20 protein-coding genes and 1 pseudogene are annotated in these 23,582 nt (G+C 73.0%); 9 read left to right on the top strand and 12 right to left on the bottom strand.

The genetic code is table 11. The features are described from left to right. Window positions 1–130: 130 nt before the first annotated feature. Window positions 131–643 carry a hypothetical protein gene (locus ACZ7GJ_RS23905; protein WP_470754508.1) on the bottom strand — a complete coding sequence of 171 codons (513 nt, stop codon included), beginning with the start codon at window positions 641–643 and terminating at the stop codon, window positions 131–133. Between the two features lie 352 nt (window positions 644–995). Between ACZ7GJ_RS23905 and ACZ7GJ_RS23900 the strand changes: the two genes are divergently transcribed. After that, a complete protein-coding gene (locus tag ACZ7GJ_RS23900) occupies window positions 996–1,670 on the top strand; it encodes a class F sortase (RefSeq protein WP_470754506.1) in 675 nt (224 codons plus the stop codon). A gap of 58 nt (window positions 1,671–1,728) precedes the next feature. On the opposite strand, the gene ACZ7GJ_RS23895 is transcribed toward ACZ7GJ_RS23900, so the two are convergent. Continuing rightward, window positions 1,729–2,634, bottom strand: coding sequence for a polysaccharide deacetylase family protein (locus ACZ7GJ_RS23895; protein WP_470754505.1), 906 nt, complete (start codon window positions 2,632–2,634; stop codon window positions 1,729–1,731). Window positions 2,635–2,704: 70 nt separating this feature from the next. Further along, window positions 2,705–6,007 (bottom strand): bifunctional lysylphosphatidylglycerol synthetase/lysine--tRNA ligase LysX, encoded by a 3,303-nt coding sequence (gene lysX, locus ACZ7GJ_RS23890; RefSeq protein ID WP_470754504.1) that lies wholly within the window; start codon window positions 6,005–6,007, stop codon window positions 2,705–2,707. Window positions 6,008–6,067: 60 nt separating this feature from the next. Here lysX and ACZ7GJ_RS23885 point away from each other — a divergent pair, with 60 nt between their 5' ends. Further along, entirely contained in the window at window positions 6,068–6,529 is a 462-nt protein-coding gene (locus tag ACZ7GJ_RS23885; protein ID WP_470754503.1) for a universal stress protein, read from the top strand. Between the two features lie 41 nt (window positions 6,530–6,570). Here ACZ7GJ_RS23885 and ACZ7GJ_RS23880 read toward each other — a convergent pair whose 3' ends face one another. After that, window positions 6,571–7,818, bottom strand: a complete 1,248-nt coding sequence (locus ACZ7GJ_RS23880; RefSeq protein WP_470754502.1) for a CapA family protein — start codon at window positions 7,816–7,818, stop codon at window positions 6,571–6,573. 269 nt (window positions 7,819–8,087) lie between these two features. Between ACZ7GJ_RS23880 and ACZ7GJ_RS23875 the strand changes: the two genes are divergently transcribed. Further along, complete coding sequence (locus tag ACZ7GJ_RS23875) at window positions 8,088–8,627, top strand: sigma-70 family RNA polymerase sigma factor (protein ID WP_470754501.1); 540 nt, start codon at window positions 8,088–8,090, stop codon at window positions 8,625–8,627. A gap of 179 nt (window positions 8,628–8,806) precedes the next feature. After that, entirely contained in the window at window positions 8,807–9,307 is a 501-nt protein-coding gene (locus ACZ7GJ_RS23870) for a hypothetical protein (protein WP_365927394.1), read from the top strand. A 4-nt stretch (window positions 9,308–9,311) separates the two neighbouring features. Here the strand turns inward: ACZ7GJ_RS23870 and ACZ7GJ_RS23865 are convergent, their stop codons facing one another. Genes ACZ7GJ_RS23865 through ACZ7GJ_RS23850 form a run of 4 tightly spaced genes read right to left on the bottom strand, consistent with a single transcriptional unit; the run spans window position 9,312 to window position 13,980 of the window. Beyond that, the gene (locus ACZ7GJ_RS23865) at window positions 9,312–9,722 is read right to left on the bottom strand and encodes a hypothetical protein (protein ID WP_470754500.1); all 411 of its coding nucleotides are present in this window, start codon (window positions 9,720–9,722) and stop codon (window positions 9,312–9,314) included. A gap of 26 nt (window positions 9,723–9,748) precedes the next feature. Further along, entirely contained in the window at window positions 9,749–10,609 is an 861-nt protein-coding gene (locus tag ACZ7GJ_RS23860; RefSeq protein ID WP_470754499.1) for an Fpg/Nei family DNA glycosylase, read from the bottom strand. 4 nt (window positions 10,610–10,613) lie between these two features. After that, on the bottom strand, window positions 10,614–12,677 hold the full coding sequence (locus ACZ7GJ_RS23855; protein ID WP_470754497.1) for a SpoIIE family protein phosphatase: 2,064 nt from the start codon (window positions 12,675–12,677) through the stop codon (window positions 10,614–10,616). A 7-nt stretch (window positions 12,678–12,684) separates the two neighbouring features. After that, window positions 12,685–13,980 carry a DUF6777 domain-containing protein gene (locus tag ACZ7GJ_RS23850; RefSeq protein WP_470754496.1) on the bottom strand — a complete coding sequence of 432 codons (1,296 nt, stop codon included), beginning with the start codon at window positions 13,978–13,980 and terminating at the stop codon, window positions 12,685–12,687. A 178-nt stretch (window positions 13,981–14,158) separates the two neighbouring features. On the opposite strand from ACZ7GJ_RS23850, the gene ACZ7GJ_RS23845 reads away from it, so the two are divergent. Genes ACZ7GJ_RS23845 through ACZ7GJ_RS23835 form a run of 3 tightly spaced genes read left to right on the top strand, consistent with a single transcriptional unit; the run spans window position 14,159 to window position 17,027 of the window. Continuing rightward, the gene (locus ACZ7GJ_RS23845) at window positions 14,159–15,013 is read left to right on the top strand and encodes a YndJ family protein (protein ID WP_470754494.1); all 855 of its coding nucleotides are present in this window, start codon (window positions 14,159–14,161) and stop codon (window positions 15,011–15,013) included. Continuing rightward, a complete protein-coding gene (locus ACZ7GJ_RS23840) occupies window positions 15,010–15,567 on the top strand; it encodes a DUF1990 family protein (RefSeq protein WP_470754493.1) in 558 nt (185 codons plus the stop codon). Before ACZ7GJ_RS23845 ends, ACZ7GJ_RS23840 begins: the two co-directional genes overlap by 4 nt. Before the next feature lie 11 nt (window positions 15,568–15,578). Beyond that, a complete protein-coding gene (locus ACZ7GJ_RS23835; RefSeq protein ID WP_470754491.1) occupies window positions 15,579–17,027 on the top strand; it encodes a lipase maturation factor family protein in 1,449 nt (482 codons plus the stop codon). Here the strand turns inward: ACZ7GJ_RS23835 and ACZ7GJ_RS23830 are convergent. After that, a complete protein-coding gene (locus ACZ7GJ_RS23830) occupies window positions 17,013–17,996 on the bottom strand; it encodes an NAD-dependent epimerase/dehydratase family protein (RefSeq protein ID WP_470754489.1) in 984 nt (327 codons plus the stop codon). The genes ACZ7GJ_RS23835 and ACZ7GJ_RS23830 overlap by 15 nt on opposite strands. Window positions 17,997–18,190: 194 nt before the next feature. Next, entirely contained in the window at window positions 18,191–18,367 is a 177-nt protein-coding gene (locus ACZ7GJ_RS23825) for a hypothetical protein (protein WP_470754487.1), read from the bottom strand. Between the two features lie 332 nt (window positions 18,368–18,699). Here ACZ7GJ_RS23825 and ACZ7GJ_RS23820 point away from each other — a divergent pair, with 332 nt between their 5' ends. Beyond that, the gene (locus tag ACZ7GJ_RS23820; protein WP_470754519.1) at window positions 18,700–19,227 is read left to right on the top strand and encodes an HD domain-containing protein; all 528 of its coding nucleotides are present in this window, start codon (window positions 18,700–18,702) and stop codon (window positions 19,225–19,227) included. Window positions 19,228–19,278: 51 nt separating this feature from the next. Here the strand turns inward: ACZ7GJ_RS23820 and ACZ7GJ_RS23815 are convergent, their stop codons facing one another. Next, entirely contained in the window at window positions 19,279–20,772 is a 1,494-nt protein-coding gene (locus ACZ7GJ_RS23815) for an SDR family NAD(P)-dependent oxidoreductase (RefSeq protein WP_470754485.1), read from the bottom strand. Window positions 20,773–21,285: 513 nt separating this feature from the next. Here ACZ7GJ_RS23815 and ACZ7GJ_RS23810 point away from each other — a divergent pair. After that, window positions 21,286–22,011 (top strand): annotated as a pseudogene (locus ACZ7GJ_RS23810) (DMT family transporter); the annotation flags it as partial. 198 nt (window positions 22,012–22,209) lie between these two features. Here the strand turns inward: ACZ7GJ_RS23810 and ACZ7GJ_RS23805 are convergent. Beyond that, window positions 22,210–23,487 (bottom strand): transglycosylase family protein, encoded by a 1,278-nt coding sequence (locus tag ACZ7GJ_RS23805; RefSeq protein ID WP_470754483.1) that lies wholly within the window; start codon window positions 23,485–23,487, stop codon window positions 22,210–22,212. Between the last annotated feature and the right edge of the window lie 95 nt (window positions 23,488–23,582).

Genomic DNA, 23,582 nt, shown 5'->3' with positions numbered 1-23,582 from the left:
CCCCCCCCCCCCCCCCCCCCCCCCCCCCCCCCCCCCCCCCCCCCCCACCCCCCCCTCCCCCCCCTCTCCCCCCCCCCCCCCCCCCCCCCCCCCCCGCCGGTTCTCCGGGTCGACCGGGGAGGTCGGCCGATCAGGCCCGGCCGCGGATCGGGCGGCGCCGGCGGATCACGTGGGCGCCGGCGCCGAGCGCCGCCGCCCCGACGAGGCCCGCGCCGATGGCCGTCTCGGCGGCGGACGGGCCGAAGGAGCCACCGATGCCGCCTTGTGCACCGTTGCCGGGGAGGATCGTGAATCGGTGCGTGGCGACCAGGCTGTTGTCGTGGCACTTGACCGACAGCGTGTGGTGGCCGGGCGAGGCGTGATTGAAGATCCGGACGGTCGCGAACCCGATGGAGCCGGCCGACAGGTTCGTCTGGGGAAAGTTGCCGTGCGACCAGACCGTGCCGCCGTGGCCGCAGCCTGCGGCACTGACCTGCATCGAGGCGCCTTGGTGCACGGAGTACGGGTTGACCGTGACGTTGCTGGGACCGCCGTTTCCGCCCGATGGCGGGCCGCCTGCCGGGTTCGCGGTGGCGAACGGAGCGCTGAGGCCGATCGCGGCGCAGGCCGCCGCGGTCACGGTGAGAGCGCGGAGAACACGCATGGTGGAACCTCCAGCGGGAAGCGCCCCGGAGCGGTGGCCCGGGCAGATCGACGAGAACGCCTCCCATGACGAACCCTCACGTCGACTCGCAACCAGCGCATTTCCACCTTTGGGCCGCCCGGTTGAGCGACACGCCGAGGAGCGGACGGGTCTGCTGACGGATCCGCAGGTCACGACCTGTCAGGCATTTATGTGACGATTACCTGGATGGGCGCACCCCTTCCGGCCCCACCACCCGTTCGCCCTCCACCGATCGCCGTCCCACGCGCGCACCCTTAGCGTGCGTGAAGTAGGGCGTACAGGGGTGGGACAAGAACGCGGGTCGGGACCCCCGCGTCGGGAAGGGAGAGCCATGACCGAGGACGAGAGTGAGAGGCCATCGAGGAGGCGCTCCCCCTGGGGAGCCATCGCGCTGGTCATGCTCAGCGGCCTCGCCATGATGCGCAACGGGGCCAGCGTGGACGACGGCCCGCCGCAGCCGGCCGCCGCGGCGGCGGTGTCCGTGCAGTCCGATCAGCAGCCCGGTGGAGCCGCGGAGCAGCCCGCGCCGCCGCCGGGCCTGGAGCTGCTGGAGCACTCGTCGGTCCAGCGCATCCGGATCCCGGCGATCAAGGTGGATGCCCCGGTGATGACGGTGGGGCTGGACGCGCAGGGCTACATCGACGCGCCGCCGCCGCAGGATCCGAACCTGGCCGGCTGGTACCTCAACGGCATCTCGCCCGGCCAGTCGGGCTCGGCGGTGCTCGTGGGCCACGTGGACAACGCGCAGGGCCCGGCGGTCTTCTACGGCCTGGGCTCGGTGCAGAAGGGCAACCACATCGAGGTGGATCGGTACGACGGGCGCACGGCGGTGTTCGAGGTGTACGGCGTCGAGGTGTTCTCGAAGGAGACGTTCCCCGGAGCCCGGGTGTACGGGGACACCGGCCAGCCGGAGCTCCGGGTGATCACGTGCGGCGGCGGCTACTCGAAGGCCAAGGGCTACGACGGCAACGTCGTGGTCTTCGCCCGCATGGTGGCGACCCGCTGACGGGCCGCCCCACCAGCGCCGCCGCCCCCCGCTGCCGCCGCACCGAGGGAACGTATCCTCAGCGCGGCGGCAGCACGGGCAGGGTCATGCGGTAGCCGCGTGCGAGCAGTTGGGGCAGGTACGAGGACAGGGCCTGGACGCTCTGCGAGCGGTTGCCGCCCGCGTCGTGGTTCAGCACGATCACGCCGGGGGCCGCGCCCTTGAGGATCCGCGAGACGATCGCGGTCGTGCCCGGCTCCTTCCAGTCGAGGCTGTCCACGGTCCAGGCGAGCGGCTCCATGCCCAGTTCGGCCCCGATCTCGAACGCGGCCCGGTTCCACGCCCCGTACGGTGCCCGGAACCACTGGGGCGCCTCCCCCACGGCCCGCTGTACGACCTCGCTCGTGCGTCCGATCTCGGAGGCGAGGGCGGGCCGGCTGAGCTTGGGGATGAGCGGGTGGGTCCAGGTGTGGTTGCCGATGACGTGGCCCTCGGCGGCCATCCGGCGCACCAGGTCCCGGTTCTCGCCCGCCATCTCCCCGCACACGAAGAACATGGCGCGTACGCCGTACCGGGAGAGGGTATCGAGGATCCCGGGGGTGTAGCGGGGATCGGGGCCGTCGTCGAAGGTGAGCACCATGTCGCTCGCCGAGGCGCCGGCCGGGAGTTCCAGGATCGGCCGGGTCCGGACGGCCGGGCGGGCGGCGGGCGGCCTGGCGGGGGCCTCGGCGGTCATCGGCCGCAGCCGGTAGGACTTCTCGGACAGCCCCTGGGCGCGCAGCCCGGGCGCACCGGCCACGGGGGCGCCCGGAGCGCCGGGACCCGGCCCCGATCCGGCGCCCAGCCCCGCGCCGAGGCCGGAGCCCGGGTCGGGTGCGCCGCCCTCGCTTCCGGTGGTGATCAGACCGGCGGCGGCAGCGACTCCGAGGAAGACGGCGGAGCGCAGGAGCACGCGTCGCCCTACTGTCGGCTCGTCATTTTTCATTACTACTACGTATCAACGACATCGCCGAAGATGTCGAGAGGCGCGGACGCTCCCCCTCCCCCTCACCCGTTCAGCCGCGGCGCACCAGCGGGAACGGAAGCGTCTCGCGGATCGTCAGACCCGTGAGGAACATGACCAGCCGGTCCACGCCGATGCCCAGTCCGCCGGTCGGCGGCATCGCGTACTCCAGTGCGTCCAGGAAGTCGTTGTCGAGTTCCATCGCCTCCGGGTCGCCGCCTGCCGCCAGCAGCGACTGGGCCGTCAGCCGGCGCCGCTGCTCCACTGGGTCGGTCAGCTCGGAGTAGGCGGTGCCCAGTTCGGTGCCGAAGGCCACCAGGTCCCAGCGCTCGGCGAGCCGCGGGTCCTTGCGGTGCTGCCGGGTGAGCGGCGAGACGTCGGTCGGGAAGTCCTTGTAGAAGGTGGGCAGCTTGGTCCGCTCCTCCACCAGCCGCTCGTACATCTCCAGCACGACGTCGCCGCGCGTGTTCTCGGGGGTGTGCGGCACCTTCGCCCGGTCGCACAGCCGTCGCAGCACCTGTTCCCCGGTGTCCGCGTCGACCTCCTCGCCCAGGGCCTCGCTGATCGCCCCATACATCGTCTTGACCGGCCAGGCCCCGGAGATGTCGTGCACGACGAGCTTGCCGTCCGGGCCCGCCTTGTGGGCGATGGGCGAGCCGAAGGCGGCGGTGGCGGCGCCCTGGATCAGCTCGCGCGTGAGGTCGAGCATGACGTCGTAGTCGGCGAAGGCCTGGTAGGCCTCCAGCATCGTGAACTCGGGGTTGTGCTTGTAGGAGACGCCTTCGTTGCGGAAGGTCCGGCCCATCTCGAAGACCTTCTCCATGCCGCCCACGCACAGCCGTTTCAGGTACAGCTCGGGTGCGATGCGCAGGTACAGGTCGAGGTCGTAGGCGTTGATGTGGGTGCGGAACGGCCGGGCGTTGGCGCCGCCGTGGATCTGCTGGAGCATCGGCGTCTCGACCTCCAGGTAGCCCCGCTCCAGCAGGCCCTGGCGCAGTGCCTGCACCGCGCTGGAGCGGGCCCGCACGACGTCGCGCGCCTCGGGGCTGGCGACCAGGTCGAGGTAGCGGCGCCGGACCCGGGCCTCCGGGTCGGCGAGACCCTTGCGCTTGTCGGGGAGCGGTCGCAGGCACTTGCCGGTGAGCTGCCAGGAGCGGACCACGACGGACAGTTCGCCGCTCTTGCTCGCGCCGACCTCGCCGCCGGCGACGACGTGGTCGCCGAAGTCGACCTGGGAGGTGAAGGAGTCGAGTACCGCGGCCCCGGCCTCGTCCCGCGTGAACATCAGCTGGACGTCCCCGGACCAGTCGCGGAGCACGGCGAAGACCACGCCGCCGAGGTCGCGCACGACCATCACGCGCCCGGCGAGGGTGACCTGTTCGCCGGTCCGCGTGCCGGGCGGGTACCCGGGGTGGGCGGCCTTCAGTTCGGCGACCGTGTGGGTGCGCTGCCGGATGCCGACGGGGTACGGGTCGGTGCCCGCGGCCCGGATCCGCTCCAGCTTGTCGTGCCGGACGCGGACCTGTTCGGGCAGCCGCTCGCCCCGGGCGGCCTCGCCCTCCTCCCCCACGAGCTCCAGGCCGAGCGAGTCGATGGACGGCAGGCCCGCGGTGTTGGCGGGGGCGGTGAGGCCCTTGGGGTGGCCGTTGCCCCACAGCTTGCGCAGGCTGGGCACGGAGACGAACCCCTCGGCGATGCCGGAGGCGAGGCTGACCCGGGCGAGCGAGCCGGCGTCCTGGTAGCAGAGGAACCGCGGGTACCACTCGGGGCCGTACTTGACGTTCGAGCGGTAGAGCGCCTCCAGCTGCCACCACCGGGAGAAGAACAGCAGGAGCTTGCGCCACAGCTTGAGGACGGGGCCGGCGCCGATCCGGCCTCCCTCCTCGAAGGCGGAGCGGAAGACGGCGAAGTTGAGGGAGATCCGGCGCACGCCCAGGCCCGGCGCGGCGGCGCAGAGCTGGGCGACCATGAACTCCATGACCCCGTTGGGGGCGGAGCGGTCGCGGCGCATCAGGTCGAGGGAGATACCGTCCTTGCCCCAGGGCACGAAGGAGAGCAGGGCGATGAGCTCGCCCTGGGCGTCGAAGGCCTCGACGAGCAGGCAGTCGCCGTCGTCGGGGTCCCCGAGCCGGTCCAGCGCCATGGAGAAGCCGCGCTCGGTCTCGGTGTCGCGCCATTTGTCGGCCCGGTCGACGATGAGCCGCATCTCCTCCTCGGTGAGGGCGGAGTGGCGGCGGATCACGGTGGTGGCGCCGGTGCGCTGGACGCGGTTGACGGCCTGGCGGGTGACCCGCATGTCGCGGCCGTCGAGGTCGAAGTGGGCCACGTGCAGGATCGCCTCGTCGCCGAGTTGCAGGGCGCTGAGTCCGGAGCGGGCGTACGCGGTCGCTCCCTCCTCGGAGGCGCCCATGACGGCGGGCTGCCAGCCGTAGCGGCGGGCGACGGCGAGCCAGGCGTCGATGGCGGGCGTCCAGGCGGCCGGGTCGCCGACCGGGTCGCCGCTGGCGAGGCAGACTCCGGCCTCGACGCGGTAGGTGACGGCGCCCTTGCCATTGGGGGCGAAGACGACGGCCTTGTCGCGCCGGGTGGCGAAGTAGCCGAGGGAGTCGGCCCGCCCGTAGGCGCCGAGGAGGGCGCGGATGCGGGGTTCCTCGTCCCCGTGCAGGGCGGCGGTGAGCCGCTGGGAGCGGAAGAGGGCGGAGGCGGCGTTCAACAGGGCGAGGGCGCCGAAGAGGCCGAGCAGGAAGTAGAGCGGGCGGGGCGGGCGGCCGTCGAACTGCCGGGCCGAGAAGAGGCCGCCGAAGACCTGCTTGGCGGCCCAGTCCAGCCACTGGCCGCGCGGGAGGGTGCCGGGGAAGAGCGCGACGAGCCCCCAGCCGAGGAGCACTGCGGCGAGCAGGCCCAGGCCGAGCACCATCATGGCCCGCCACAGGGCGCCGGGGCGGGAGGCGGCGTAGAACTCCTTGCGGGCGGCGATCAGCACCGCGAGGGCGGCGACGGCGAGCGCCATGGAGGGGACGCCGATCCAGTAGTCCCCGACGGCCATGGTCAGCACGTCGACGAGGACCAGCAGGGCCAGATAGGTGACGACGATCCACCAGGCGACCTTCTTGCGGGTGCCGAGGGCTGCGGCGAGGAGGAAGAGGAAGACGGCGTACGCGAGGTTCGCGCTGACGGGTACGACGATCTCGTCGAGGAAGCGGACGATGTGCCTCAGCAGCCGCCGCAGTGTGGGGGAGAGCGCCAGGACGGCGCACAGCAGGCCGAGCGTTCCGAAGAACGCGCCGAAGGCGTCGGGCACCCGGTTCAGGAAGCGGTTCCGGGTCCCGCGCGTCTCCTCCACGGTGGCACTCATGGTTCGCACTGTAGGGAGGCATGCGCCGGTCCGCGCGCCGAGCCGGATAGCCTCGGGAGGGTGACTGAGCACGTGAACACGGGATTCGAACGCGGTACGGACGGTCCGAAGGTGATCCTCGCCGGGGTCGACGGGTCGCAGTCCTCGCTCCGCGCCGCGGCGTACGCGGCGGGGCTGGCCCGGCGGCAGAACGCCCTGCTGGCGCTGGTGTACGTACAGCCGGTGATGCCGGCCGGGGCCTCGCTGGGCGCGCCGGTCGCCGACACCACCGGGGAGATCGCCGAGGGTCTGGTGGCGGAGATCCGGGAGGCGGCCGAGCGCCTCAAGGGCGTCTACGACGTGCGCTGGCAGTTCCACACCTTCCGCGGCGACCCGTACGCCGGCCTGGTGAGCGCGGCGGAGGAGCTGACGGCGGACGCGGTGGTGGTCGGCGCCTCGGAGCAGGCCGGCCACCGCATCGTGGGTTCGGTGGCGGTCCGCCTGGTGAAGGCGGGCCGCTGGCCGGTCACGGTCGTCCCGTAGCGGGTGTCCCGTAGCGGTGTCCGCGACCGGCCGGGCGCGCGCTACTCGGCCATGGTGAGCCCGTCCTTGGCCGCGCCGCGGCTGAGGACGGCCTCGGTGACGGTGTCCTGGGCGTCCTGGTACTCGTCCTGGCCGGGGTCCTTGGCGAGGGCGGCGGGCAGGTTGACGACCTTGCCCGCGGACAGGTCCATCATCTGCGGCACGAACTCGGCCTTGGTGACCTGCCAGCGCTGCCCGGCGGCGGCCGGCGGGGCGAAGGTGAAGCGGCCGATCGAGCCGTAGTTGCCGCGCATGTCCCGCGCGCCCGAGTAGTTGAACATCTCGCCGGCGACCTGGTCGCCCATGCCGTAGACGACCCATGTCCCGTTGACCTTCTCGTAGGCCTGCGGGATGTGGGCGTGGGTGCCCAGGATCATGTCGATGTCGGGGCGTGCGCCGGTCCGCGAGTCAGTGAGCGCCTTGCCGAGGGAGAGTTGCTTCTCGTCCGGCTCGGTCTGCCACTCCGTGCCCCAGTGGAGGCTGACGAGGACCACGTCCGCGCCTGCCTTCCGGGCGGCCCGCGCGTCGGCGACGATCTTCTCGCGCTCCATCAGGTTGACGGCCCACGGCTGCCCCTCCGGGAGCGGGTAGCCGTTGGTGTCGTAGGTGTAGGCGAGGTGTGCGACCTTGGCGGAGCCCGCCGTGTACATCGTGGGCGTGGCGGCCTCGGCCGCCGTGCGGGCGGAACCGGCGTGCTTGAGGCCGGTCTTGTCGAACTTGTCGAGCGTGCGCTTCAGGCCGTCGCCCCCGTCGTCCAGGGTGTGGTTCGAGGCGGTGGAGCAGCCGTCGTACCCGGCGTCCTTCAGCGCGTCGGCGACCTCGGGCGGGGACTGGAAGGCCGGGTAGCCGGTGAAGGGACCGCCGTCCTCGCCGTAGACGGTCTCCATGTGACAGAGGGCCAGATCGGCGGCCGTGACCAGGGGTTTGACACCGGAGAACATGGGCCGGAAGTCGTATCCGGAGCCCTCCGCGTCGGCCGCCGCCCGCTTGATGATGGAGTCGTGCGGCAGGACGTCCCCGCTGGCGACCAGGGTGAACCCCCGGCCGGCGGCGGTGGCGGGGGCCCCGGCGCTGGGGGAGGCCTGCGGACCGGAGCCCGGTCCGGAGCCGGGTTGGCGGGGGCTCCCGAGGCGGTTCGGTGCGGAGTCGCCGGCCGTGGAGCAGGCCGCGGTCGCCGACAGCAGGGCGGCGGACAGGAGCGCGAGGGCGGCGTGGCGGGTGCGACGGGTGCGAGGGGTGCACGTGGTCATCTGTCCCGGCTCTCTTTAAGTAGGACTATCCGATTACCTGCAATCCATAGAAGTGGGAGTCCCAAGTCAAGAGACGGCCCCGCCGCCGGCCCGAGCCTCACCCCATTGGCCGTTCGCCGCGCCGTTCGACCGTTCGTCGCCGCGCGCGGCCGCCCACCGGACGACCCGGGGGCTTGGGCGCACCGCCGGGGCCGGACGGTTCCCGGGCGGCCCGGTGCAGGTCAGGGTTGACGCGTCGGACCCGGACGGCCCCCTGGAAGGAGCCCCTCGTGCCCCTCTCCCCCACCCTCGAACGCACGGACCCCGAGACGCTCGCCGAACTCCAGCGCGAACACGGGCGGGCTCTGTTCGGATTCCTCCTCGGCCTCACAGCCGGGGACGCGCAGCGCGCGGAGGACCTCGTACAGGAGACGCTCGTACGGGTCTGGCAGCATCCGGAGGTCCTGGCGAGCGGTCACGAATCCCTGCGGCCCTGGCTGTTCACCGTGGCCCGGCGCCTCGCGATCGACGCGCGGCGGGCCCGGCTGTCGCGGCCGCTGGAGGTGGACCCGGAGGGGCTGGAGCAGGCGCCGTCGCCCGAGGACGCGGTGGCCGGCTCGGTGACGGCCATCGACGTGCGGCGCGCGGTGGGGTGTCTGGGGCCTGAGCACCGGGAGGTGCTGATGCAGGTCTACTTCCGGGACCGCTCCGTGGCCGAGGCCGCAGCGGAATTGGGGATTCCGACAGGAACGGTCAAATCCCGGACCTACTACGCCCTGCGCGCCCTCAAGAAGGGACTCCAAGGGTACGGGTACGGGCTCGGCGCCTGAGAGCACTCAGCCGGCGAACGGAATGCACCCCAATCGGACATGAACCGCATCGAAATCGGCATCAGACCGTTCAAGTTGAGTAAACATCCCCCGCTCCGCGAGCCACTCGGTGAAGGCTCTTGGCTGACGACGGGAATGCTCGACGCGCGGGAGAAGGTGGAACGGTGCAGCCCGAGGGTATGAACGGCACCAGTGACGGCGGGCTCGCGGTGCCCATGGCGTGGCTGTACGCGGAGTACATCGCCGACGAACTGCTGCGCACCGGCCGGCTGATCCCGGTCAGCACCCTGGAGTTCCGCGCCGGCCGCGACACGCTCGCGCTCACTATCTACCTCTCCGACGCCGCCGGCGAGCTCTCCGGGATCCGGGTGGTCTCCCAGCTCGACGAATGGCTCTCGCTGACGGCGTACGGCCACCCCTGGCGCGACTGGGTCCACACCCGGTTCCTGGCGCTGGGCGAGGAGGCCAGGGAGCGCGGCCGCGGCGAGGACCCCGACCTGGAGCTCGCCCGGGCCGCATGGAACTGGCTGGACCGCACCGAACTGTTCGCCACCAACCTCGACCCGGGCCGCCACGGCCACGCCGACACCCCGCCGGGACTGGACGAGAACGCCCGCGTCTGGACCCCGGCCTGGCAACTCGGACTCCCCCTCGGCCACTTGGCCATGCACCTGTTCTGAAGCGCTACGGACGGTCCGCCCGGCGCGGCCCCGCCGGAGCATCGGAGGGGTCCGTGACCAGGCCGGTGAAATCGGCCTCGTTGCGCTCGGCCCGGGTCACGTACCAGCGCGCGATGAGCCACAGCACCGGGTACACCAGCAGGCCCAGCGCCACCCACACCAGCGGACCCGACGCGGTGCCCGGCAGCAGGAACAGCAGCGGCAGCGTCCCGACCAGCAGGGCGAGGGCGGCCAGTGCGCCGAGGGCGGCCCGCAACTGGCTGCGCATCAGGGCCCGGACGTAGGTCGCGCCGAGCGTGGTCTGCTCGGAGATCTCGGAGCGGGCCGGGGCGTGCGCGGGCGGCCGCCGGCGGGTGCCGCGCGGTACCCCGGTGACGATCTCCCGCCGGGGCGGCGACTGCTGCTCCTCGGCCATGGGGCCGGAGTCTACGCAGGGCCGGGCTATTTGAGGAGCCGGGACAGCCGGCGGTCGGCCAGGGGCTTCCCGCCGGTCTGGCAGGTGGGGCAGTACTGGAGCGAGGAGTCGGCGAAGGACACCGAGCGGACGGTGTCCCCGCACACCGGGCAGGGCTCGCCGGTCCTGCCGTGCACGCGCAGCCCGCTCTTCTTCTCGGCCTTGAGATGGCCCGCCGCCACTCCGTGCGACCGCTCCACGGCCTCGCGCAGGGTGTCCTGGACGGCCGCGTACAGGTGGGCGACCTGGCCCTCGTCGAAGGAGGCGGCCAGCTTGAAGGGCGATACGCGCGCCCTGTGCAGGATCTCGTCGCTGTACGCGTTGCCGATGCCGGCGATGACGCTCTGATCGCGCAGTACGCCCTTGATCTGGCGCCGCTCCCCCGCGAGCAGCGCCGCGAAGGCCGCGCGGTCGAAGCCGGGGGCCAGCGGGTCGGGCCCGAGGCGGGCGATGCCGGGCACCTGCGCGGGGTCGCGGACCACGTACACGGCGAGGCGTTTTTGCGTACCCGCCTCGGTGAGGTCGAACCCGCCGCCGCCCTCCAGTACGAGGCGCAGGGCCAGCGGCCCCTTGCCCGGGCGGGGCGGCTGGGCGGGCAGGGAGTCCTGCCAGCGCAGCCAGCCGGCCCGGGCCAGGTGGGTGACGAGGTACAGATCTCCGATCGCGACGGCCAGGAACTTGCCGTACCGGGCGGTGGGCCCGGCCGGCTGTCCTTCGAGGGCGGTGAGCGGCGGATCGTAGGTCTTGAGCACGCTGACGGCCAGCGGGAGGACTCGCTCGACCACCCGCGCGGTGAGGTGCGCGTCGAGGAACTCCCTCAGGGCCTCGACCTCCGGCAGCTCGGGCATGCCCCTACCCCATCACGAACTCGCACCACACGCATTTGCCGCTGCCCCGCGACTCCACTCCCCAGCCGTCCGCGAGCCGGTCCACCAGCAGCAGCCCGCGCCCCGACACCCCCGATTCGCCCGCCTCGCGCCGCCTCGGCAGTGCGCTGGACCGGTCCTCCACCTCCACCCGGAGGCGCCGCTGGGGGCCCGGCAGGACGCGCAGGGTCACGATCGCCGGGCCGTCGGTGTGCATGAGGGCGTTCACGATCAGCTCGTCGGCCACCAGCTCGATCTCGTCGGCGCGTTCCCGCGCGCCCCAGGCCCGTACCGCGGCCCCGATCATGTGGCGGGCCGCCACCAGGGCTTCGGGGTCGCCCGGGGCGACGTGCTGCTGGAGGCGGCCGCCGCCCTGCGGGGTGTCCTCCACGTGGCGGCGCAGCAGCAGGAGCGCCATGTCGTCGTCCCCGCCGCGGTCGTCCACGACCTCGCAGAGCCGGTCGGCGAGCCGCTGGAGGTCCGACGGTCCGCTGCGGATGAGGGCGGTCAGCAGGTGGATCCCGTCGTCCAGGTCCGCGCCGGGCTGTTCCACCAGGCCGTCCGTGCACAGCAGAAGCGTTTCCCCCGGATCCAGTTCCACGGTGGTCACGGGGTACTCCAGGCGGCCGAACTCCGCCGAGAGGCCGAGCGGCATGCCGCCTTCCACCGGCACCCGCCGGCAGTCCCCCTCGCGGGTCCGCAGCAGGGGGTCGATGTGGCCGGCCCGGACGAGCTGGAGGACCCCCGTCGCGAGGTCGGCCTCGGCGTACGTGCAGGTCGCGAAGCGGTCGGTGTCCAGCTCGTGCAGGAAGACGGAGGCCCGGGCCATGACGGTGGCCGGCGAGTGCCCCTCGGCGGCGTACGCGCGCAGCACGATCCGCAGCTGTCCCATCACGGCGGCCGCATGGGTGTCGTGGCCCTGGACGTCCCCGATGACCGCGCCGACGCGTCCGCCCGGCAGGGGGATGACGTCGTACCAGTCGCCGCCGATGTCCTGGCCCATCCGGGCGGAGCGGTAGCGCACGGCGATCTCGCCGCCCGGCACCGAGGGGATGCGCCGGGGCAGCATCGCCTGCTGGAGGCCTTCGGCCAGGTCGTGCTCCTGCTCCAGGAGCATGGCGCGCTGCAGGCTCTGCGCGATGCTGCTGCCGAGGGCGACCAGCAGGTTGCGCTCCTCCTGGGTGAAGCCGGCCTTGTCCTGGTAGAGCAGCCCGATGGCGCCGATCGGCCGGGCCTGGGCGATCAGCGGCAGATAGGCGGCCGCCGAGATGTCCATGTAGGAGATCTTCGCCCAGAGCCCGGGGTAGCCCGTGGCGAACTCCTGCGCGGAATCGAGGAAGCGGGGCTGGAGCGAGCGCACGACCTCGCTCATCGGGTACTGCTCGTCGATCCGGGTGTAGCGGGTGCCGGGGACGAAGCTGCCTTCGGGGCCCTCGGCGACGAGGTGGATCCGGCCGGCTTCGACGAGGCCCATCACCATGCCCATCGAGCCGAGCCGTTCCAGGCCGTGGGCGTCGCCGAGCGCGTCGATGACGTCCTGGACCGTACGGGCGTGCGCGAGCGCGGCGGTGGTGCTCTCGACGACCGAGGTCTGGCGGCGCCGTTCCTCGTCGAGGCCCATGCGCTCGGCCGAGTGGCTGAGTTCCTCGGTGGCGTCCCGGACGATGCCGATGATCCGGTACGGGCGCCCGTCGGGGCCGCGCATGACGCGGCCCTGGGTGTGCGTCCAGCGCAGCCGCCCGTCGTGGCAGCGGATGCGGAAGTACGCGCCGTAGCTGTCGACGCCGCTCTTGAGCGCGCTGGAGACGAGGGCGTCGAGCCGGGTCGACTCGGCGGGCGGGACGCGCGGACCGAGGGACTCGGGCCGGCCGTCGTACTCCTCGGGGGCCGTGTCGAAGACGTCGAGGGCTGCCGAGTCCATGTGCATGAGCCCGGTGACCAGGTCCCAGTCGAAGCTGCCCATGCGGTTCAGGGAGAGCGACCGGTCCGGGTGTGCGGGCCAGTCGTCCGGCAGCGATACGGTGGTCGGCACCGGTCCACCATGACACACGGGCCGGTCAGGCGCTCTCCAGGTAGGGGCCGGTGTCCGGGGTGGGCGGCTGCTGCTGGTCCGGGACGCCGTAGGGGTCGTCGGGCCCGTACGGATCGCTCGGCTGGGACAGCGGGCCGTCGGGCTCCAGCGGGACCCCCGGGTCGCTGGGGAACTGGGGCGGCAGGTCCGAGGGGATGTCCGTGGGGACGTCCGGGGAGACGTCCGGGGAGACCTCCCCGGGCGGCCGCGGCGCGGTGGGCACCCCCGGGACGCTGGGTGCGCTCGGGACGCGGGGGTCGTTCGGGACGCCGGGAACGTTCGGGTCCCGCTGCATGTCCCTGCTGTCGGGCGTGGCCGGTACGTTCGGCGGGCAGTCGGTCCGGGCGGGCGTCGGGCTCGGACTCGCGCCGGGCGGGGAGGTGCGCGCCAGGCTGTTGCTGTCCGGGGTGGGGCACGGGTCGACCGGCGAGGTTCCGGGCGGGGTGGCGGGGCCGGTCGGGATGCCGTCGGCCGGGTCGTACGGGGGCGGGGTGCGGGGGATGCGGTCCTGGGCTCCGTCGTCGCCGCTCTTGCGCTCGATCCAGGTGTTGTTGGAGACGTTGACGATGACCAGGTTGTGGATCACCTGGACGGTCGGCTCGATCACCACCACCTGGTTGGGGTGGTAGCCGCTCCAGGTGTCCCCCCTCTGCACCGGGGAGCCCTTGGCGGAGCGCGGGGCCTGGAGCGGGTTTCCGCAGGCGCAGCGGACCCGGGGCATCCCGTGGTCGTCGACGAGGACGGCGGTTCCGGCCTGGAGCACGGACTGGTAGCTGTTCGCCCGCCCGCCGCTGAAGCCGTGGTTGGTGACCCGGGTGTCGGCGCGCAGTACCACCGGGGTGAGGGCGCGCAGGAAGTCCGGGATCTTCTCCTGTTCGACGTTGGAGGCCTCTGCGAAGGCGCGGGCCTTGGCGTCGTCCTCGGTGAGGGCGCGGACCTGCTGTTCCACGTCGCAGCTGCCGAGGCGGTGGGTTCCGCCGTAGAGGCCGGGGGTGGCGGCGTTGACGGTACGGATGCCCTGGCCGGTCGGGTTGGGGAGCGGGGGCTGGACGGGGGCCGACTCGCCGGTGGCGGAGGAGGTGGTGAAGGGGTCGGGGCCGGCCGAGGCCACGGGCTGGAGGTGGACCTCCTGGCTCTCGGCGGCCGGACCCTTGGTCTGTCCGTCCTCTCCGGAGGCTCCGCAGGCCGCGGCGAGGAGCCCGAGGGCGGTGAAGAGGGCTGCGCGGGCCGGTGTGTGACGACTCGGCGCCTGACGAGGTGTCGGAGGTGTCGGTGCGTGCACGTGAGTTCTCCCTTTTCGCCCCGGTTGACTCCTCTTGTCTGCCGCATCCGCGCGATCACCGCAACCGGAGCGCCGACGGGCGGCCCGAACGGCGGCTTGAACATGTTCAAGGAACCCCGTAGGGTCACGACCATGAGTTGAACGCGTTCAATGCGTTCGTGCGGGAGGGGAGTCCACGGTGACGGTACTGGTGAACCTGATCGTCACCCTGGGCATGCTCTACGTCGTCCCCGCGGGCCTGCGCCTGATCGACCCGGCCGGACTGCGCCGGACCGCCCGCCTCTGGCCGCTGGCCGCCGCCCCCGGGGCGCTGTGCCTGTGGCTGCCCCGCGGGACCGCCGCCACGGCGCTCGCCGTACTCTACGCGGCGGCCACCCTGGCCCTCGCGGCGCGGGCCCCGGCCCGGCTGCTGCGGACCCGGGCCGCCGGGAACCCGCTCGCCCCGCCCGAAGTCGCGGTGCTCACGGCGCTGCTCTCGCCGTCGGTGGCCGGGACCGCGCTGGTCGCCGAACGCGCCGGGTACCGGCTCTTCGGCTTCGACCTCGACATCCTGGCGCTGACCGTGCCGCACTTCCACTTCGCCGGGTTCACGGCCGCGCTGGTCGCGGGCCTGGTGTGCCGCGGCGTCGGGGCCCGGGCCGCGAGCGGGCTGGCGCGCTGGGCGGCGTACAGCGTCCCGGCGGGCACCCTGCTCGTGCTCATCGGCTACTTCGTCGACGACTGGGCCGAGCTGGTGGGTGCGGTGGTGCTGACCGGCGGCATGTGGGCGGTGGCCCTGCTGACCTGGCGGGAGATCCGGCCCGGTGCCCGCGACCGCGCCACCGGGGCACTGCTCGCCACCTCGGCCGCCGTGCTGGTGGCCACCATGCTGCTCGCCCTGTGGTGGGCGCTCGGCGAGGCCATCGGGGTCGTGCACCCCACCCTGACCTGGATGGCCGCGACCCACGGCCTCGGGAACGCGCTCGGATTCGCCCTGTGCTCGGTACTGGCCTGGCGCCGCCTGGCCGCCGACCGAATGGAGACCCTGCCATGACCCGCCTCCTCAACACCGGGCGCCCCACCCCGGCCGGGCCCGGCTTCAACTACCCCGACGTCGGCGCGACCCGGCGGCGCCCGCTGCCCGCCGCCTACCAGCACCTGCACCACCGGACCCGGATCGGATACGGCCGCGCCGTCTTCGAGGCCGCCGGGGCGGCGGTGTGCGGCTTCGCGATGCACCGTGCCACCGGCGCGGTCGTCCGGGCCGATGCGCAGACCGCGCGGCCAGGCACCCGGGTGGACATCGGCCTCGGCTACGGGCTGCTGCGCATCACCGTGCCGTGCCGGGTCCTGTGGACCCCCGAGGAGCCTGACCTGGCCGGATTCGCCTACGGAACCCTGACCGGGCATCCCGAGGCCGGGGAGGAGTCCTTCCTCGTGCGGCTCGACGGGGACGGCGCGGTCTGGTTCGAGGTCACCGCCTTCAGCCGCCCGGGCGTCTGGTACACCCGCCTGGCGGGCCCGGTCGTGCCCGTGCTGCAGAAGGCGTACGCCCGGATGCTGGGCCGCGCCCTGCGCAAGCTGGCCGGTGGCGCCCGGGCGGCCTGATACTGGAGGCGATGGACTGGTTCACGGCGCCCGGATACTGGCTGGGCCGGCTGGTCTTCCAGCGGGCCCTGGCCGGCGTCTACCTCGTCGCCTTCGCCGGCGCCGCCCTGCAGTTCCGCGCACTGATCGGGGCGCACGGCATGACACCCGTGCCGCGCTACGTGCGGTACGCGCCCTTCCGGCACGCCCCGAGCCTCTTCCAACTCCACTACTCCGACCGCTTCTTCGCCGCCTGCGCCTGGGGCGGGGCCGCGCTGGCGGCGGCCCTCGCGGCGGGGGCCGGGGACGCGGTGCCGCTGGGCGCGGCGATGGGCATGTGGGCCCTGCTGTGGCTGCTGTACCTGTCTATCGTGAACGTGGGGCAGACCTGGTACTCCTTCGGCTGGGAGTCGCTCCTGCTGGAGGCGGGCTTCCTCGCCGTCTTCCTCGGCAACGCGCGCACCGGACCGCCGGTCCTGGTGCTGTGGCTGCTGCGCTGGGTGGTCTTCCGGGTGGAGTTCGGCGCGGGGCTGATCAAGATGCGCGGGGACGCCTGCTGGCGGGGGCTGACCTGCCTGTACTACCACCACGAGACGCAGCCGATGCCGGGGCCGCTGAGCTGGTTCTTCCACCATCTGCCGAGGCCGCTGCACCGGGTGGAGTGCGCGGCCAACCACGTGACGCAGCTGCTCGTTCCGGTGCTGCTGTTCACTCCGCAGCCGGTGGCCTCCTACGCGGCCGGGATCATCGTGGCGACGCAGCTGTGGCTGGTGCTGTCGGGCAACTTCGCGTGGCTGAACTGGCTGACGATCACGCTCGCCCTGCCGGCCGTCGACTTCACCGGGCTCGCCGGACCGCCCCCGGCCGCGGCCTCCCGGCAGGGCCCGGTCTGGTTCGTGGTCCTCGTGTGCGCGGTGACCGCCCTGGTGCTGGTCCTGAGCCGGCACCCGGTGGCCAACATGGTCTCGCGCCGCCAGGTGATGAACCGCTCCTTCGACTCGCTGCACCTGGTCAACACCTACGGGGCGTTCGGCACGGTGGGCCGGATCCGCGACGAGATCGTGGTGGAGGGCACCGCCGACGCGCTGCCGCGGGAGGACGGCGCGTGGCGCGAGTACGGCTTCAAGGGCAAACCGGGTGAACTGCGCAGGGTCCCGCGCCAGTTCGCCCCGTACCACCTGCGCCTGGACTGGCTGATGTGGTTCGCGGCGCTGTCCCCCGGCTACGCCCGGGACTGGTTCGGGCCGTTCGTGGAGCGGCTGCTGGCGGGCGACCGGGACACGCTGCGGCTGATCCGCCACAACCCCTTCCCGGACGCCCCGCCGACCTACATCAGGGCCCGGCTGTACCGCTACCGGTTCACGACCTGGCGGGAGCTGCGCGAGACGGGCGAATGGTGGCACCGCAGGCTGCTGCGCGAGTACCTGCCGCCCACCCGGCTCGCACGGCCGGCGCGCTCGATGCCCTCAGAGCCCGAGTAGCGCCGCTTCCTGCTCCGGGGACAGGCCCGGGGCGGGCCGGTCGGGGCGCTGCGGGGCCACGCCGCCGAGTTCCTGGAGCCAGGCCCAGGTGTCGGCCACCGTCTCCTCCACGGGCCGGCACTTCAGGCCCGCGGCCCGGGCCTTGGCCACGTCGCCGCCGAACATGTAGTCGTGCATCTCGCCCTCGGGGAGCCAGATCGGCAGCTCGGTCCACGGCGCCACCGCGGCCTCCTCGATCCGGGCCGGGTCGATCCAGCGGAGCTCCGCGCCGCCCGCGGTGACGGCCGAGCAGGCGTCGAGGAGGCTGCCCATGGTGGCGTGTCCGACCGGGGAGACCGCGTTGTACGCACCGCCGAGCCCGGCCCCGGCGGCGTCCAGGGTCCAGCGCGCGAGGTCCCGTACGTCGATGTACTGGAGCGGCAGTTCGCGCGGACCGGCGGCGGGCACCGGGCCGCCGCGGGCGGTGCGGTTGAGCCACCAGGGCAGCCGTCCCACGTTCTCGTACGGGCCGATGATGAGGCCGGCGCGGACCAGCAGGGCGCGGTCGCCGAAGGCGGCCAGGGCCGCGAGTTCGCCGCCGCGCTTGTCCTCGGCGTAGGCGATGGACTCGGCGTCCGGGGAGCCGTCGACCAGCGGGCCGTCCTCGGCGAGCCCGGCCGGAGCGGGGTAGGAGTACACGGAGCGGCTGGATATGTACACGTACCCGCCGACGCGGCCGTTCAGCAGCCGGGCGCTGTCCCGCACGGCGGTGGGGGCGCCGCCCCAGGTGTCGACGACGAGGTCCCACTCCCCCTCGGCGAGGGCGTCCAGGCCGCCGGGGGCGGTCCGGTCCCCGTGCACGGCGGTGGTGCCGGGCGGGGGCGCGTGGTGCCCGCGGTGGAAGACGGTCACCTCCCAGCCCCGGTCAAGGGCGTCTTCGGTGATCGCGCGTCCTACGAATTCGGTGCCACCCAGCATCAGCAGTTTCATGCGGGTGAGCCTGCCCGCAGGGGCGGGGCGGGGGAAGTCTTGATCGCCGACAGCGATGACGCTCACGGCGTACGGCAGCCGGGAACTCCGGGGTACCGGGAGCTCCGGGGTACCGGGAACGCCCGAGCCCCCGCCGCCTGTGTCGGCGCGGGGGCTCGGCGTGACCGGGTTCGTCTCGGCCTACGGCTCGACGGTCAGTCGATGCCGGGCAGGATGTGCGGCTCCGCGAGGTCGTCCTCGTAACCGGCGAGCCGGATCGGTGCGGACCGGGCCCAGACCTCCAGGTTGCCGAGCTTGTCGGGGCGGCTGCTGTTCCGCGGACCCGATCGCTCCATCAACGCCTGGTCGGTCGTCGTCAGTTCTGGTGTCACCGCGCACTCCTTTGTGTCGCGTAACCCGGGGGCGGACCGCTCCCGGGGCAGGATTAAAGGTTTTCCGGACGCGGTGGCGCCATGGTTCTCGATACGGAGGGTGGCCTTGGTGGGGCCGTCCGTGTCCCTCAGAGTACACATATGAGCGGACCCCCGCTCGATGGAAAGGCAAAATCCGCCCCGCCTACTCGTTTTCGCCCCGAATTCAGCCAGTCGTACGCCGGAGTGTCGACGGAGGATGGTCTGCTCGGGCGCGGACGTGGGGGCGACGGAGGGAGCGAAAGGTGTCGGAGTCCGGGGTGCCGCGGGTGATCGGGACCGTCGAGGAGCTGATGGACCTGCTGCTCGCCTGCCGCGGGGCGTGGGACACGCCCGACCGCAGCGGGGATCCGGTCGATCTGCACGACCACGGGCTCCAGACGGCGGCGCTGCTGCGCCGCTCGCACCCCTTCGACAAGGAGTTGCAGGTCGCGGGCCTGGTCCACGACCTGGGCCATCTGCTGTTCCCCGGGGACGACGCGGGGCACGCCGATCACGCGGCGGAAGCGATCCGTCCGCTGCTGGGCGAGCGGGTGGCCCGGCTGGTGCGGCTGCACGTACCGGCCAAGCGCTATCTGGCCGCCGTGGAGCCGGAGCGGGCGCTGTCGCCGCAGAGCGCGCTGACGCTGCGCGCGCAGGGCGGGGTCATGGGCGCGGCCGAGGTGCGCGCCTTCGCGGCCGATCCCGACGGGGAGGCCGCGGTGCTCCTGCGCCAGGCCGACGACGCGGGGAAGGTGGTCGGCCTGGACGCGGGCGTGATGGAGGACTGGCGTCCGGTGCTGGAGCTGGTGGCGGCGAGGGCGTACGACCGTACGGCGTGAGCCCCTCGTGACCCCGGCGCCGGGGCGGGAGCCCCGGCCGCGCTCCGCCGTTTACCAGTTGGCGGGGGCGTAGTCCTTCAGGAAGACGCCGTACAGGTCCTCGCCGAGCTCGCCGCGGACGATCGGGTCGTAGACCCGGGCCGCGCCGTCCACCAGGTCGAGGGGGGCGTGGAAGCCCTCCTCGGCGAGGCGGAGCTTGTCGAAGTGCGGGCGCTCGTCGGTGATCCAGCCGGTGTCGACCGAGGTCATCAGGATCCGGTCGGTCTGGAACATCTCCTGGCCGCTGGTCCGCGTCACCATGTTCATCGCGGCCTTGGCGGCATTGGTGTTCGGGTGCCCCGCGCCCTTGTAGCCGCGACTGAAGACGCCCTCCATCGCCGAGACGTTGACGACGTACGCACGCCCGCTGGACGCCCTGCGGGCGGCCTCGGCCATGGCCGGCCGGAGCGCGCTGATCAGGATGAACGGCGAGGTGTAGTTGCACAGCTGGGTTTCGAGCAGCTCCACCGGGGAGATCTGGTCGATGGTCTGCACCCAGGTGTTGCTCTCGACGACGTCGGGCAGCAGGCCGCCCGCGTCGATGGCGGTGCCGGCGAGGTGCCGCTCCAGGCTGGCATTGCCCGCGACCAGGGCGAAGTCGGCGACCTTCTGCGCTTCGAGCCCGCTCACGCCGAGGGGCAGCGCCGCCAGGCCGTCGACCGCGCCGGAGTTGAAGGCGCCGATGACGTGGTGGGCCGGGAGCTCACCGGCGGGCAGCGGAGCGGCCTCCGCCTCGACCAGCGCCGCGTAGGCGGTGGGCAGGCGGCGCACGGTCTGCGTCGCGTTGTTGATCAGGATGTCGAGCGGGCCGGCCTCGCTCACCTGGTCGGCGAGCGCCACCGACTGGGCCGGGTCGCGCAGGTCGATGCCGACGACTTCCAGGCGGTGCATCCAGTCCGCCGAGTCCTCCATCGCCTTGAAGCGGCGGACGGCGTCCTTGGGGAAGCGGGTGGTGATGGTGGTGTGCGCGCCGTCGCGCAGCAGCCGCAGCGCGATGTACATGCCGATCTTGGCCCGGCCGCCGGTGAGCAGCGCGCGCTTGCCGCTGAGGTCGGCGCTGGCCTCCCGCCGGGTCCGGTTCTCGACGGCGCACTCCGGGCAGAGCTGGTGGTAGAAGTAGTCGACCTCGACGTACCGCGTCTTGCAGACGTAGCAGGAGCGCGGGCGCTGGAGTATCCCGGCGATCCGGCCGGCCTCCGTGACCGAGGAGGGCAGGATGCCCTCGGTCTCGTCGTCGATGCGCTCGGCGGAGCCGGTCGCGGTCGCCTCGGTGACGGCCTTGTCGTTCGCGGTCTTGGCGGCGCGGCGCTCCTGGCGGCGGCGCTGCTTGACCGTGCGGTACAGACCGGCGGTGGCGCGGCGTACGGTGATGGCGTCCGGGTGGTCGACGTCGAGCTTGTCCAGCTCGTCGAGGACGCTGAGGCACAGGGCCAGGCGGTCGGGGTCGATGCCCGGCCCGTAGCCGTGGTCTTCCCCGGTCACGTGGTTGTCTTCGGTCACCGTCATGGCCGCTGCCGTTCCTTGCTCGCTCGTCCGCATCCGCCTGCTGCGGAAGGCCCCAAAAGGGAAACTGTACGGATCCCCCGCGCCCGGGACCAAACTCATGAGCGGCCGCCTCACGGACCGCGAGCGGGCTGTCACGTTATGGGGGCATTCATCACGCTCCGCGCTCGTTCGGGACTGGTTCGGGGTTGGTTCGCGATCCGTTCGCGCGGGGGGCCGGCCGCGGTACCGACGGGGTCCGCCCGGACTCGAATCCCGGTGGAGGCGCGCGGCGCCGTACGCCCCCTCCCCGGGGCCGGGCGCGGGGCCCGGTCGGCGTGAATGCGACGGGCGCACCGGGGGCGCACCCGGGCCATGCTGCGACCCCGGTAGCGGAGGATGGAATTCCCGTGCCCGAGGTGGCTGAAAGCACCGCGTTCTGCCCTCATGTACTGCTTCTGGAGTATGCCTTGAGCATGACTAAGGACGTCCTCCAGGGGGAGGAATAGCCCGCGCAGGTGGGGCATTGTGGATTTCATGAGTGCCCTAGTGCTTTCGGTCCTCCTCTGCTTGGTGTCCGCCGTGGCATACGCGGGTGGAGCGATCGTCCAGGAACGGGTCGCGTCGAGTACGACGGGCCGGCCATACGCCCCCGTGCGCCGATGCGGCTGGTACGCCGCCATCACGCTGAACGGCCTCGGCGCGCTGCTCCACGTGCTGGCGCTCGCGTACGGGCCGCTGAGTCTGGTGCAGCCGCTCGGGGCGCTCACGATCGTCTTCGCGCTGCCGATGGCCGCCGTGTTCGTACGCCGCCGGGCCGGCGCGGCCGCCTGGCGCGGGGCCGTACTGGCCACCGTGGGACTGGCGGGGCTACTGGCCCTGACGGGCGGTGGCGGGCGGGACGAGCAGACGCTGGTCGGTAGTGAGCAGACCATGCTGCTGACCGCGACCGGCGCCGGCGTGGCCGTACTGTTCCTGGCCGCGCACCGGATGCACCGGGCGGTGCTGCGCAGCGTGCTGCTGGCCGCGGCCGCCGGAACGGCCTTCGGGATGGCCTCGGTGTTCACCAAGTCGGTGGCCGAGGGCTTCAGCCTCGACGCCCTGACCACCCTGTGGCCGGACCTGGCGGCCATCGCCGCGCTCGCGGCCGTCGGGCTGCTGCTCTCCCAGGCCGCGTACCGGGGTGCCGGGCTGACCGCGCCGCTGGCCACCGTGACGGTGGTCAACCCGGTGATCGCGGCCGCCGTCGGAATCTCGCTCTTCGACGAGGGCTTCCGCTACGGGGCGGCCGGCACCGCCGCCGCGCTGGCGAGCGCGGGGTTGGCGGCGGCCGGGCTGATCCTGCTCACGGTCGTTCCGCAGCACGTGCGCGGCTCAGAGACCGCTCCCGCCGAGCCCGTGCTCGCCCACGCGGGCCCGTCCGGTCCGGGATCCGGGTCCGAGCCCCTCGTACGCCTCGGCTCAGATGTCGACCCCGTGTCCGCGGAGGTACTTCAGCGGGTCGATGTCGGTGCCGTAGCCGGCCCCCGTGCGCATTTCGAAGTGCAGGTGCGGTCCCGTCGTGTTGCCGGTCGAGCCGGAGCGGCCGATCCGCTGCCCGCCGGAGACCTGCTGACCGGCCTTGACCCCGAGCGCCGAAAGGTGCGCGTACTGGGAGTACCGGCCGTCACCGTGCCGGATCACGACCTGGTATCCGTAGGCGCCGGCCCAGCCGGCGGAGACGACCTGGCCGGAGCCGACGGACTTGACGGCCGTCCCGGTCGCCACCGGGAAGTCGATGCCCGTGTGGTAGCCGCTGGACCAGGAGGAACCCGCGACGCGGTACGCGGTGCCGAGGCCGGCGTCGACGGGGGCGAAGAATCCGCCCGCGGCCGACTGCTCTTTCACTGAGGCGGGCTGCGGGGCCGGCTTCTCGACCGGCTTCTCCGCGGGCTTCTCGACAGGTTTCTCGACCGGCTTTTCAGCGGGCTTCTCGACCGCCTTCCCGGCCGCCGGCTCCACCGGCTTGACGGGCTCGGCCGTGCGAGGCGGCTTCTCCGGGTTCGGGGCGGGCGGTGCGGCGGTGATGCGCAGGGTGAGCCGCTGACCGGGGAAGATCAGGTTCGGATTGCCGCCCACGGTGGCCCGGTTGGTCTCGTACAGCGCCTGCCAGCCGCCCTCGACGTGCTGCTCGGTGGCGATGGCCGACAGCGAGTCCCCCGGCGCGACGACGTACGGGTTGGGCAGCACGGAGGTGCCGGTCGGGCGCGGTACGGCCGACTGCTGGGGCGGGGGCGGCACTTGGGACTGACGCGGGGACTGGATCTGAGCCTGGGGCTGGGTCTGAGGCCGGGACTGGAGGCTCACGGCGGGGGTCGGGCCGCTGCGGCTGAGCCCGGCCTTCTTCCCGCAGGCCGGCCAGGCCTGCGGGCCCTGCCCCTTGAGGACCTTCTCCGCGACCGCGATCTGCTGGTCCTTGGTGGCCAGGTCGGCGCGGGCGGCGTACGCGGTGCCGCCGAAGGCCCGCCAGGTGCTCTGGCTGAACTGGAGCCCGCCGTAATAGCCGTTGCCGGTGTTGATCTGCCAGTTGTTGGTGGACTCGCAGGTGGCGACCTTGTTCCAGGTGTCCACGGACGCGGCGTGGGCGGCTCCGGCGCCGATGAGCGGGAGCGCTATGCCCGCGCCGCCGGCGGTGACGGCGAGCGAGGCCCGGTTGATGCTGCTCGGCTGATACCGGCGGTGCCGGCCCCGTACACCCATGGGAGCCCCCATTGAAGACATCAGGAACCGCACAACTTAACGCTGCGACCAGAGCATGACAAGGGGCGCAACAGGGCGCACTCAAGCGCGAGTTG

It is taken from the genome of Streptomyces sp. NPDC037242 (genome assembly GCF_055604165.1).
This window is presented reverse-complemented; position numbering and strand designations above follow the sequence as displayed.

What these genes read in the sequence shown, in the direction of transcription:
- ACZ7GJ_RS23905 (WP_470754508.1), bottom strand. Translation starts at nt 643, where the DNA reads ATGCGTGTTCTCCGCGCTCTCACCGTGACCGCGGCGGCCTGCGCCGCG.
- ACZ7GJ_RS23900 (WP_470754506.1), top strand. Translation starts at nt 996, where the DNA reads ATGACCGAGGACGAGAGTGAGAGGCCATCGAGGAGGCGCTCCCCCTGG.
- ACZ7GJ_RS23895 (WP_470754505.1), bottom strand. Translation starts at nt 2,634, where the DNA reads ATGAAAAATGACGAGCCGACAGTAGGGCGACGCGTGCTCCTGCGCTCC.
- lysX (WP_470754504.1), bottom strand. Translation starts at nt 6,007, where the DNA reads ATGAGTGCCACCGTGGAGGAGACGCGCGGGACCCGGAACCGCTTCCTG.
- ACZ7GJ_RS23880 (WP_470754502.1), bottom strand. Translation starts at nt 7,818, where the DNA reads ATGACCACGTGCACCCCTCGCACCCGTCGCACCCGCCACGCCGCCCTC.
- ACZ7GJ_RS23870 (WP_365927394.1), top strand. Translation starts at nt 8,807, where the DNA reads ATGAACGGCACCAGTGACGGCGGGCTCGCGGTGCCCATGGCGTGGCTG.
- ACZ7GJ_RS23865 (WP_470754500.1), bottom strand. Translation starts at nt 9,722, where the DNA reads ATGGCCGAGGAGCAGCAGTCGCCGCCCCGGCGGGAGATCGTCACCGGG.
- ACZ7GJ_RS23860 (WP_470754499.1), bottom strand. Translation starts at nt 10,609, where the DNA reads ATGCCCGAGCTGCCGGAGGTCGAGGCCCTGAGGGAGTTCCTCGACGCG.
- ACZ7GJ_RS23840 (WP_470754493.1), top strand. Translation starts at nt 15,010, where the DNA reads ATGACCCGCCTCCTCAACACCGGGCGCCCCACCCCGGCCGGGCCCGGC.
- ACZ7GJ_RS23835 (WP_470754491.1), top strand. Translation starts at nt 15,579, where the DNA reads ATGGACTGGTTCACGGCGCCCGGATACTGGCTGGGCCGGCTGGTCTTC.
- ACZ7GJ_RS23830 (WP_470754489.1), bottom strand. Translation starts at nt 17,996, where the DNA reads ATGAAACTGCTGATGCTGGGTGGCACCGAATTCGTAGGACGCGCGATC.
- ACZ7GJ_RS23820 (WP_470754519.1), top strand. Translation starts at nt 18,700, where the DNA reads ATGGACCTGCTGCTCGCCTGCCGCGGGGCGTGGGACACGCCCGACCGC.
- ACZ7GJ_RS23815 (WP_470754485.1), bottom strand. Translation starts at nt 20,772, where the DNA reads ATGACGGTGACCGAAGACAACCACGTGACCGGGGAAGACCACGGCTAC.
- ACZ7GJ_RS23805 (WP_470754483.1), bottom strand. Translation starts at nt 23,487, where the DNA reads ATGGGTGTACGGGGCCGGCACCGCCGGTATCAGCCGAGCAGCATCAAC.